At 72.7% G+C, this 10,941-nt stretch carries 9 protein-coding genes; 5 read left to right on the top strand and 4 right to left on the bottom strand.

The window, feature by feature from the left end; genetic code table 11:
• Positions 1 to 128 precede the first annotated feature (128 nt).
• The 5 genes from SMIR_RS08920 to SMIR_RS08900 all read left to right on the top strand — a co-directional run bounded on the left by SMIR_RS08920 (position 129) and on the right by SMIR_RS08900 (position 6,790).
• Complete coding sequence (locus SMIR_RS08920) at positions 129 to 422, top strand: DUF503 domain-containing protein (protein ID WP_067371255.1); 294 nt, start codon at positions 129 to 131, stop codon at positions 420 to 422.
• A gap of 33 nt (positions 423 to 455) precedes the next feature.
• The gene (gene rbfA / locus SMIR_RS08915; protein WP_054232827.1) at positions 456 to 911 is read left to right on the top strand and encodes a 30S ribosome-binding factor RbfA; all 456 of its coding nucleotides are present in this window, start codon (positions 456 to 458) and stop codon (positions 909 to 911) included.
• Positions 908 to 1,813 (top strand): tRNA pseudouridine(55) synthase TruB, encoded by a 906-nt coding sequence (gene truB, locus SMIR_RS08910; RefSeq protein WP_168496202.1) that lies wholly within the window; start codon positions 908 to 910, stop codon positions 1,811 to 1,813. Before rbfA ends, truB begins: the two co-directional genes overlap by 4 nt.
• Positions 1,814 to 2,066: 253 nt before the next feature.
• Complete coding sequence (locus SMIR_RS08905) at positions 2,067 to 5,720, top strand: trypsin-like peptidase domain-containing protein (protein WP_212726852.1); 3,654 nt, start codon at positions 2,067 to 2,069, stop codon at positions 5,718 to 5,720.
• Between the two features lie 116 nt (positions 5,721 to 5,836).
• A complete protein-coding gene (locus SMIR_RS08900; RefSeq protein WP_168496204.1) occupies positions 5,837 to 6,790 on the top strand; it encodes a bifunctional riboflavin kinase/FAD synthetase in 954 nt (317 codons plus the stop codon).
• 125 nt (positions 6,791 to 6,915) lie between these two features.
• On the opposite strand, the gene SMIR_RS08895 is transcribed toward SMIR_RS08900, so the two are convergent.
• From SMIR_RS08895 to SMIR_RS08880, 4 genes are read right to left on the bottom strand one after another with little or no spacing between them, the layout of a single operon-like run.
• Positions 6,916 to 7,920, bottom strand: a complete 1,005-nt coding sequence (locus SMIR_RS08895; RefSeq protein WP_168496206.1) for an ABC transporter ATP-binding protein — start codon at positions 7,918 to 7,920, stop codon at positions 6,916 to 6,918.
• A complete protein-coding gene (locus tag SMIR_RS08890) occupies positions 7,917 to 8,936 on the bottom strand; it encodes an ABC transporter ATP-binding protein (RefSeq protein WP_168496208.1) in 1,020 nt (339 codons plus the stop codon). The genes SMIR_RS08895 and SMIR_RS08890 overlap by 4 nt, the downstream gene beginning before the upstream one ends.
• A complete protein-coding gene (locus tag SMIR_RS08885; protein ID WP_212726851.1) occupies positions 8,933 to 9,871 on the bottom strand; it encodes an ABC transporter permease in 939 nt (312 codons plus the stop codon). The genes SMIR_RS08890 and SMIR_RS08885 overlap by 4 nt, the downstream gene beginning before the upstream one ends.
• The gene (locus SMIR_RS08880; RefSeq protein ID WP_212726850.1) at positions 9,868 to 10,935 is read right to left on the bottom strand and encodes an ABC transporter permease; all 1,068 of its coding nucleotides are present in this window, start codon (positions 10,933 to 10,935) and stop codon (positions 9,868 to 9,870) included. The genes SMIR_RS08885 and SMIR_RS08880 overlap by 4 nt, the downstream gene beginning before the upstream one ends.
• Between the last annotated feature and the right edge of the window lie 6 nt (positions 10,936 to 10,941).

Raw genomic sequence — 10,941 nt, 5'->3', positions numbered from 1 at the left:
ACGGCCCCCACCGGTGCGGGGGCGGAAACTCCGTCGAGCGAGCCAGGGGTTCGTTGTACGGTTCTGATGTCCCTGCCAAGCGCATTGGCAGGCCATCTACCCCGTACCGGCGGGACATCCGGTTACACATGTATGTGGGGACGCTGTCCTTCGATCTGCTCCTCGGCGATGTGCACTCGCTCAAGGAGAAACGCTCTCTAGTCCGGCCGATCGTCGCTGAACTCCAGCGGAAGTACGCGGTGAGCGTGGCGGAGACGGGCAACCAGGACCTTCATCGCAGGGCCGAGATCGGCCTGGCGATGGTCTCCGGAGACACCGAGCACCTCACCGACGTACTGGACCGGTGCGAGCGGCTCGTCGCGGCGCGACCGGAGGTGGAGCTGCTGTCGGTACGGCGCAGACTTCATACAGACGAAGACTGACGGAACAAGCAAGGCGAAGAAGGAGACGGACCAGTGGCCGACAACGCGCGTGCCAAGAGGCTGGCGGACCTCATCCGAGAGGTGGTGGCCCAGAAGCTGCAGCGTGGGATCAAGGACCCGCGGCTCGGCACCCATGTCACCATCACGGACACCCGGGTCACCGGGGACCTCCGGGAGGCGACCGTCTTCTACACGGTCTACGGGGACGACGAGGAGCGCGCGGCCGCGGCCGCGGGCCTGGAGAGCGCCAAGGGCGTGCTCCGCTCGGCGGTCGGCGCGGCGGCGGGCGTGAAGTTCACGCCGACGCTGACCTTCGTCGCGGACGCCCTGCCGGACACCGCCAAGACGATCGAGGACCTGCTCGACAAGGCGCGGGCCTCGGACGCGAAGGTGCGCGAGGTCTCGGCCGGTGCCACCTTCGCCGGTGACGCGGACCCGTACAAGAAGCCGGGCGAGGACGACGAGACGGACGGCGACGCCGCGGAATGACGCAGAAGACCAAGACGCCCGACGGGCTTGTCATCGTCGACAAGCCGTCGGGCTTCACTTCGCACGACGTGGTCGCCAAGATGCGCGGGATCGCCAGGACCCGCCGCGTCGGACATGCCGGCACCCTCGACCCCATGGCGACGGGTGTGCTCGTCCTCGGCGTCGAGAAGGCGACCAAGCTCCTCGGGCACCTCGCGCTCACCGAGAAGGAGTACCTGGGGACGATCCGGCTCGGCCAGGACACGCTGACCGACGACGCCGAGGGCGACATCACCTCGTCCACCGACGCCTCCAGGGTGACCAGGGAGGCCATCGACGCCGGGATCGCCAAGCTCACCGGCCGGATCATGCAGGTGCCGTCCAAGGTCAGTGCCATCAAGATCGACGGCGTGCGCTCGTACAAGCGGGCACGCGAAGGCGAGGACTTCGAGATCCCGGCCCGCCCGGTGACGGTCTCCTCGTTCGCGGTGTACGACATCCGGGACGCCGTGGCCGAGGACGGCACGCCGGTGCTCGACCTGGTCGTCTCCGTGGTCTGCTCGTCCGGGACGTACATCCGGGCGCTCGCCCGGGACCTGGGCGCGGACCTGGGGGTCGGCGGTCACCTCACCGCCCTGCGCCGCACCCGCGTCGGCCCGTACAAGCTCGACTCCGCGCGCACCCTCGACCAGCTCCAGGAGGAGCTGACCGTGATGCCGATCGCCGAGGCCGCCGCGGCCGCGTTCCCGCGCTGGGACGTGGACACCAAGCGGGCCCGGCTGCTGCTCAACGGCGTACGCCTGGAGATCCCCGAGGAGTACGCGGGGGTCGGCGCGGTGGCCGTGTTCGACGCCGAGGGCCAGTTCCTCGCGCTGGTGGAGGAACAGAAGGGCAAGGCGAAGAGCCTCGCCGTGTTCGGCTGAGGCCGACGCCTGTTCGTGCTCGGGCACCTGCCCGTGGAGCGGCGGTCACGGGGTTTCGTGCCCGCCGCTCCACGGTCCCCCCTCGGTTCCCCCACCCAAGGGTGTATCCATCCGCTCTGCCCTATTCACCCCTTCGGGCAGGCGCTCGGAGTGAACCGAGGGAGCGGAAGGGGGCGCGTTTCTCGCGTGATCTGTCCCGCTGATCATTTGGCGCCTACCGTCGGAAGAAGGAGCACGGCGGGGAGGTTCGAGCATGGCGGGACGGGGCCCGCGGGCCGGGAACGAGCAGACACCGGACGACGCCCGCGGCGCGCGGGACGAGATCCTGGTGCGCGTCTGCGACCTGGCCGGACGTCCGCGCGGCGTGGGTTTCGTCGCCGACCACCACGGCACGGTGATCACCAGCCACGAGGCCGTCGACGGTCTGGCCCGCCTCGTGCTGCACGCCCCCGGCGACCGCAGCTGTGTGGTGACCGCCGACGCCGTGACCCCGCTCCCCGAAACCGATCTGGCGCTCGTACGCACCGAGGGCCTCGGCCTCGACCCGCTCCCCGTCACCGTGCGCGAGAGGGTCGAGACCGGCACGTATGTCAGGATCCCCGCGGGCGGCTGGCGCGAGGCCCGGGTGCTGGGCAGCACCACCGTGACGTACGCGGCGACCGATCGCTTCCATCGCCTCGACGAGGCACTGGAGTTGGCGATCGGCACGGCCGGCGCGGACGCGCTCCGGCTGGGCGGCGGGGCGGCCGGGGGACCGGTCCTCGACGCCTCGACCGGGGCGGTGATCGGGGTGCTCGGCACCGCGCTGCACACCGAGCACCGGGCGGCGGGTTTCGCGGTCCTCCTGCACACTCCCGGCGACGCGGGTCCGCTCGCCGAACTCCTCGACCGCAACGCCACCACGGTCCCCGCGTACGGGGCCGATCTCAATCCGGCAGGCGTACTCGAACTCACGGCGACCTCGGTGGGCTCGGACGGCCCCGGGGCCGCGACCTCGCCGGGCACCGGCGGCGCGGCGCCCGCCACCGTGGAACGGGCCGCCGTCGTACGGGAGTTCGCGTCCTTCGAGAGCGGCCCGGCCGCCGTCCTCGGACTCGTCGGCCCACCCGGCAGCGGCCGTACGACGGAACTCGCGGCGCTCGCCGCCCGCCGCACCCGCGGCGCCGCGCCGGCCCCCACGCTCTGGCTGCGCGGCGCCGACCTCCTCGCCACGGACACCTCCGTCGCCGACGCGGCCACCCGGGCGCTGGAGCGGGCGGGGCGGATCGTGGCGGCCCCGGAGGAGGGGGCGCGCCGGGAGCCTGGGGTGCTGCCGCCCGGCGGGTACGACGGAGAGCTCGGCGACATCGGTCCCGACCGGCTGGCCCGGGCCGCCGGACGGCCACTGCTGTTCCTCCTCGACGGACCGGAGGAGATGCCGCCCGACCTCGCCCGCCGGTTGCCCGAGTGGACCGCGGGCACGGCCGAGTGGTTGCGGGCGAGCGGGGCGCGGCTCGTCGTCGCCTGCCGCGCCGAGTACTGGGAGCAGGCGGGGGTCCAGTTCCCGGCGGAGTCGCTGCACCGGGCCGGTACCGACCCGGAGCCGTCGCTTCCACCCTGCGTCCGGCTGGGCGGGCTGACCGAGGACGAGGCGCGGCGGGTCCGTGCGCGGGCCGGGATCCCCGAGGGTGCGCTGGCGGCCGACGAGGCGCGGCATCCGCTGACGTTGCGGCTGCTGGCGGAGGTGCGCGCCGCGCTGCCTGACGCGCCGACCCGGCCACTCGACCGGGACGAGGTCTTCGCCGCCCATCTGGACCTGATGTGCCTGCGCGTCGCGCTCCGGCTCGCGTCGGCGAACGGGCTGCGCGGCACGGCCGTACGAAGGCTCGCCGCCCAGGTCTCCGGCCAGGTGCACGAGGCCGCGCGGCGCTGCCTGGGGCCCGGCCAGGGCCAGCTGGACCGCACGTCCTTCGAGGCCGTCTTCCCCTGGGGTCCCACCCCGGGGCGTATCACCGGCTGGGCCTCCGCCGTCCTCACCGAGGGCCTCCTGGTCCCCGCCGGGAGCGGCTACCGGTTCGCCCACGAGGAGTTCGCCGACTGGATCCAGGGCACCCACCTGGATGTGGACCCGGCCCTGCACGCCCTGGTCCACCGGCGCCGCGAAGCCTGGCGTACCGAGCGGGTACCGGCCCAGCGGACGCCCACACACCCATCCGCCCAGAGCCGTTCCGTGCCCGTCCCGCGCCACCGCATCGGCCCCGTCGTACAGGCCCTACTCCTGCTGGCCCGGCACCAGGGCGCCGGTGCGCTGGCCCGCCGCCTCGAAGACCTCGTCGAGGCCGTCGACGACCTGCTGGCGGAGGAATCCGCCCGGACTGGGGACGCCACCCCGACCGGAGACGGTGCCCCGACCGGAGACGGCACCTGGTGGGCCACCCACCTCCTCGCCGATGTCCTGGTGCGCGTACCCGACGCGACCCCGTACGCCGGGGTGCTCCGGCTGCTCGCCGAGCGGATCGTGGCGTGGCGGACCGAAGGCCGGGGTGTGCCGGCGGAATTCGGGCCCTCCTTCTGGGAGGCGCTGCCGCTGCCGGAGGCGGAGCGGTTCGATCTGCTCAGGCGCCTGGTCGTCGCGGACGGGGCGCCGCGTCAGGCGAGCCCGGCCGAGGGGTCCCGCACCGCCTCCGGCGCCCACCGCCGCCGTCCCCCGGAGGCCCCGCGCTACCTGGACGCCGTCGCCCGACTCCTCGCAGCCGACCCCACCGCCGTACAACCCCACCTCACCCCCTGGTTCGACGACGACCGGCCGCTGCCCGCGACGCCCCACGCGACCGTGGCGACCGCCGCGCAGGCCCTGCTGTACGCGCACCGGCGGCGCGCCCTGGACGACCTCGCGGAGGCCCTGGTCGACCGCGCCCACCAGCGCGGGGACGAACTGCTGGCCGCGCTCGCCGAGGAGGAACCCTCGGCCGTGTGCCGGGCGGTGGACCGGTGGGCGCACGACGAGCGCCCGGCCCGGCGGGTGGCGGCGATGGCGTACGGGCTGCGCGCCGCGCCGCATGTGCGCACCGAGGCCGACCGCGAGCTGCTGCGCTACGCGGCGCTGACCCTGCTCGCCAGCCCCGCCGACCGCACGCTGCACGGTGGCGCGCTCGGCCTGCTCGTACGGGACCCGTGGACGCGGGCCCGGTACCTGCCGCAGGCGCTGGAGCGCTTCGCCGCGGGCGATCCGCGGCTGCCCGCCGCTGCGCTGGTCGCCGCCCTGAACACGCATCCCGACCCGGTGCTCGAAGCCTTTCGGGTCCGGCTGCGACAGCCGGGCGCGGACACCTCGGAGGCGCTGCGCACGCTCGCCGACGTCACCACGCCCGCGCTCGCCCGCCGTGTCGGCGTGCTGGTCAGGGAAGTGGTGGAGCTGTGCCCCGAGGCCGCCGCGCACGTGGCCGCCTACGTCGATCGGCGCCTCGAACACGGATTCGCGGCACGATCCGTCCTTTTCCCGCTGGTCACGGGTCTGCTGGTCGGCTGCCCGGCTCCGGTGCGGGCGGCCCTCGCGGCCGTCCTGGCGGCGCCGGGCAGCCGGGACTGCGGCCCGTTGCGGCGCGAGCTGCTGGACCTGCTGCTCGCGCACGAGCAGGACCCGGCCGTCCTCGACACCCTGCTGCGGGCCGCCGCGGACGGCGCGGCCCGCCGGGGCGAGGAACCCACCCGTGAGTTGGTGCACCGCACGGGCCTGCTCCTCGTCCGCACCCCGGCCGGAGCCACCGGATTCGACCGCGGTCTGGTCGAGCTGGCCCGTCAGGTCCCCGGCTTCGCGACCCTGGTGGCACGCTGGCTGACCGGCTCCCCCGACGAGTGGGCCGGGGTGGTCGGCCCGAGCACCCGCCGCGTGATCGAGAACCTCGCCGGGGTACGGGTTCCGGCCTGAACCGTGCGCGATGCGTCACACCCCGATGCCGATGCGAACCGAGCGCACTCGGCATGGCACCCTTAGAGCTGCGAATGAGGCAATGACGGACACGGGTTCGACAAGGAGCGGTCACAGTGCAGCGCTGGCGTGGCTTGGAGGACATCCCCGAGGACTGGGGGCGCAGCGTCGTCACCATCGGTTCCTACGACGGGGTGCACCGCGGACACCAGCTGATCATCAAGCATGCCGTGGACCGCGCCCGTGAGCTGGGCGTTCCCTCCGTCATGGTGACCTTCGACCCGCACCCCAGCGAGGTCGTGCGCCCCGGCAGCCACCCCCCGCTGCTCGCCCCGCACCACCGCCGCGCCGAGCTGTGCGCCGAGCTGGGTGTGGACGCGCTGCTCATCCTCCCCTTCACCACCGAGTTCTCGAAGCTGTCGCCCGCCGACTTCGTGGTGAAGGTCCTCGTCGACAAGCTGCACGCCAAGGCCGTCGTCGAGGGCCCGAACTTCCGTTTCGGCCACAAGGCCGCCGGCAATGTCGACTTCCTGCGCGAGCAGGGCAAGACGTACGACTTCGACGTCGAGGTGGTGGAGCTGTACGTGAGCGGTTCCGCCGGGGGCGGCGAGCCCTTCTCCTCGACCCTGACTCGGCGGCTGGTCGCCGAGGGCGATGTCGAGGGCGCGCGCGAGATCCTGGGCCGCCCGCACCGCGTCGAGGGGATCGTCGTCCGCGGCGCCCAGCGCGGCCGCGAGCTCGGCTTCCCCACCGCCAACGTCGAGACCCTCCCGCACACCGCGATCCCCGCCGACGGCGTCTACGCCGGCTGGCTGCACGTCGGGGGCGAGGCGATGCCCGCCGCGATCTCCGTCGGTACGAACCCGCAGTTCGACGGCACCGAGCGCACGGTGGAGGCGTACGCCATCGACCGCGTCGGCCTCGACCTGTACGGCCTGCATGTCGCCGTCGACTTCCTCGCCTACGTCCGCGGCATGGCCAAGTTCGACTCCATCGAGGCGCTGCTGGAAGCCATCGCGGACGATGTGAAGCGCTCGCGCGAGCTGATCGAGGCGTACGAAGGGGAGTGACTCCGTCGTACGCGGCAGGGGCGCCGGTGCTTTCAAAGGCACCGAGCGCCCCTTTTCACGTACTGAGTGCCCAGCTACACGCCATCTGCCTCACGTACTGAGTGCCCAGCCGCACGCCACCTGCTTCACGTATCGAGCCGTGCCCAGTGGCATGCCACCTGCGCTTCGCCGCTGCCGTTCAGTACCTCCAGGTCCTCGCCCCGGCACGCGTCCGCGACGCCGGCCCGTTCGGCCTCTCCGCTCGCCAGGATCTGGCAGCGTGCGTGGAAGCGGCAGCCGGCGGGGATGCGGGAGGGGTCCGGGGGTTCGCCGGTGAGGACCACCGGGTCGCCCGGGGCCTCCGGGAGGACGGACAACAGGGCCTGGGTGTACGGATGCCGGGGCGCGGTCAGGACCTTCTCCACCTCACCGGTCTCCACGATCCGGCCCAGGTACATCACCGCGACCCGGTCGGCGATGTTCCATGCCAGCCCCAGGTCGTGGGTCACCACCAGGGCGGACAGGCCGAGTTCGGTGCGCAGCCGCAGGAGCAGGGCGAGGATCTCGCCGCGTACCGACGCGTCGAGGGAGGCCACCGGCTCGTCGGCGACGATGAGTTCGGGCTCCAGGACCAGCGCGCCCGCGATGACGACGCGCTGGCGCTGGCCGCCGGACAGCTCGTGCGGGTAGCGCAGGAAGAAGCGCTCCGGCGGGCGCAGACCGGCCCGGGAGAGGGCTTCGGCGACCGCCGCCCGCTCGTCGCCGCCGTACCTGTGGATGCGCAGTCCCTCGGCCACCGCGTCGTACACCGTGTGCCGGGGGTTGAGCGAGCCGCTGGGATCCTGCAGGACCAGCTGGACGCGCTTGCGGTAGGCCTTGAGGGCGCGTGCGGAGTAGTCGAGCGGCCTTCCGTCGAAGGTGACGCGACCGTCCGTCGGCGGGACCAGACCGAGCAGGGAGCGGGCCAACGTCGTCTTGCCGCAGCCCGACTCACCGACCAGGGCGACGATCTCGCCGGGGCGGATGTCGAGGTCGACCCCGTCCACGGCACGCGCGCGGGCGGCGCCGTGACGTCCGGGGAAGGCGATGTGCAGGCCCTCGGCCCGGAGCAGAGGAGCCGCGGTCACCGGGGGCACAGGGGTGGTGGTCATGGGGCGCTGCTCCTGGCTTCTTCGGCCGGGGTGCCCGGCTCGGGGACGGTCGCGCCGACGTGCACACAGGCGGCCCAGCGCCCCGCACCCGCCTCCCGCAGTGCCTGATCCTCGCTCGCGCAGCTGTCCAGCGCCACCGCACACCGAGGGTGGAACGTACAGCCGGACGGCAGCGCCGACGGGTCCGGTGGATCGCCCGGCAGCCCGCGCGGCGCGAACCGCGAGGCGGCGTCGCCGATGCGCGGGAACGCCGCCGACAGTGCCTTGCCGTACGGGTGCCGGGCCGCCTCGTACACGTGCCGGGCCGGGCCCTCCTCGACGACACGGCCCGCGTACATCACCGCGAGCCGGTCGCAGGTGTCGGCCAGCACCGCGAGGTCGTGACTGATCATGACCAGGCCCAACTCCTGTTCGGCGACGAGCTGTTCGATCAGACGCAGGATCTGGGCCTGGATCATCACGTCGAGGGCCGTCGTCGGTTCGTCGGCGATGACGAGCCGGGGGTCGCAGGCCAGGGCCATGGCGATCATGACGCGTTGGCGCTGCCCGCCGGACAGCTCGTGCGGGTAGGCGCTCGCGCGGGCGGCGGGCAGACCCACGTGCTCCAGCAGCTCGCCGGTCTTCTTCTTCGCGCCCGCCGGGGTCGCCTTCTTGTGGAGCAGGATCGGCTCGGCGATCTGGTCGCCGATACGGTGCACGGCGTTGAGGGAGTGCATCGCGCCCTGGAAGACGATCGAGGCGCCCGCCCAGCGGACCGCCCGTACCCGGCCCCACTTCATCGTCAGCACGTCCTCGCCGTCGAGCAGGATCTCCCCGCTCGTACGGGTGCCCGTGGGCAGCAGCCGCAGCAGTGCGAGCGCCAGCGTGGACTTGCCGCAGCCGGACTCGCCCGCGATACCGAGCTTCTGGCCCGCGTCGAGGGAGAGGTCCACGCCGCGCACCGCGGCCGCCCCGCCCGCGTACGTCACCTCGAGGTTCCTGACCTCCAGCAGACGCCGCTTCGCCGGAGTGCTCATCGGGTCACCCCCAGCTTGGGGTTGAGGACCGACTCGACCGCGCGTCCGCACAGCGTGAACGCCAGCGCCACCACCGCGATCGCGACCCCCGGCGGTACCAGGTACCACCACTTGCCCGCGCTGACCGCGCCCGCCTCCCGCGCGTCCTGGAGCAGCCCGCCCCAGGACACGACCGTCGGATCGCCGAGCCCGAGAAAGGCGAGGGTCGCCTCGGCGAGGATCGCGGAGGAGATGATCAGGGTGGTCTGCGCCAGCACCAGCGGCATCACATTGGGCAGCACGTGCCGGGACATGATGTGCCAGTGCCCGCCGCCGAGCGCCTTCGCACGCTCGATGTAGGGCCGCGACTCCACGGCGAGGGTCTGCGCCCGCACCAGCCGGGCCGTCGTCGGCCAGGTGGTGACGCCGATCGCCAGGATGATCGTGCCGATGGAACGCGACATCACGGTCATCAGCGCGATCGCGAGCACCAGCGTCGGCATCACCAGGAACCAGTCCGTGATCCGCATGATCACGGTCGAGTACCAGCCGCGGAAGTGGCCCGCGGTGATCCCGATGAGCGCACCGATCGCGACGGAGAGCACGGCCGCGAGCAGCCCGACGAGCAGCGAGACCCGGGCACCCCACACCACGAGCCCGAGCAGATTGCGCCCGAACTGGTCGGTGCCGAGCGGGAATCGGGCACTGGGGCTCTCCATGGGGCCGCCAGGCGCGTCGGTCACGCTCTGCACGTCGGAGCCGACGGTCAGCGGCGCGGTCAGGGCGATCAGCGCGAAGAGGGAGAGGGCGGCCAGTCCGAAGACGCCCGCCCGGTGGGTGCGGTACTGCCGCCAGAAGCGGGCGGCGGAGTGGCGGCGGCGCTGCCAGGCGAGGGTGCGAGGGCCCTTCGCCGTGGTCGCAGCGGCGTTCTCGGCCGCCGTGGATTCGGTTGTCATCGGCCCACCCGTGGGTCCAGCAGCGGATAGATCAGATCGGCCAGGGTGTTCATCACGATCACCGCCGAGGCGAAGACGAAGAACAGCCCCTGGACCAGCGGCAGATCGGGCACGCTCAGCGCCTGGTAGAAGAGCCCGCCCAGGCCCGGCCAGGAGAAGACGGTCTCGACGAGGATCACTCCCGCGACCGTCCGGCCGAGGTTGATGAAGATGAGGGTGACGGTCGGCAGCAGCGCGTTCGGCACGGCATGCCGACGGCGGACGAGATCGTCTCTCAGGCCCTTCGCGCGCGCCGTCGTCAGATAGTCGCTGCCCATCTCGTCGAGCAGCGCCGAGCGGGTGACCAGCAGGGTCTGCCCGTACTCGACGGCGACCAGCGTCACCACCGGCAGGATCAGATGGTGGGCGACATCGAGAACGTACGCGAAGCCCTCCTTGCCCCCCGACTCCATGCCGCCGGTCGGGAACAGGCCCGGGATCGGGCCCATGCCCACCGAGAAGACGATGATGAGCAGCAGGCCGAGCCAGAAGGACGGGATCGAGTACAACGTCAGGGCCAGACCGGTGTTGAGGCGGTCGCTCGTGCCGCCGTTGCGCCAGGCGGAGCGGGTGCCGATGAAGATGCCGAGTGCGGTGTAGAGCACGAACGCCGTGCCGGTGAGCAGGAGGGTGTTCGGCAGCGCTTCGGAGATCTTGTCGATGACGGGGGCCCGGAACTGGTACGAGGTGCCCAGGTCGCCGGTGAGCGCCTTGCCGCAGTAGTCGGTGAACTGCTGCCACAGCGGCAGGTCGAGCCCGAACTCCTCGCGGTAGTGGGCGAGTTGCTCGGCGGATACCTGACGGCCGCCCGTCATGTACTTCACCGGATCGCCGGGGATGAGCCGGAAGAGGAAGAAGCTGGTGACGAGGACGGCCAGCAGCGAGACGGCCGCGCCGCCCAACTTGCCCGCCACATACCGTAGATACGCGGTGGTGGTGCGCGCCCGTGGCCCGCGGACCGACGGCCCGGCCAGGGCCGGACCGTCGGTCGCCTCGACCAGCGAGGGTGTTGCCTCAGCGGTCATGAACTA

Origin of the sequence: Streptomyces mirabilis, assembly GCF_018310535.1 — a bacterium.
Lineage (GTDB): Bacteria > Actinomycetota > Actinomycetes > Streptomycetales > Streptomycetaceae > Streptomyces.
The sequence above is the reverse complement of the archived record's forward strand: the minus strand, read 5'-3'. Positions and strand labels throughout refer to the sequence as shown.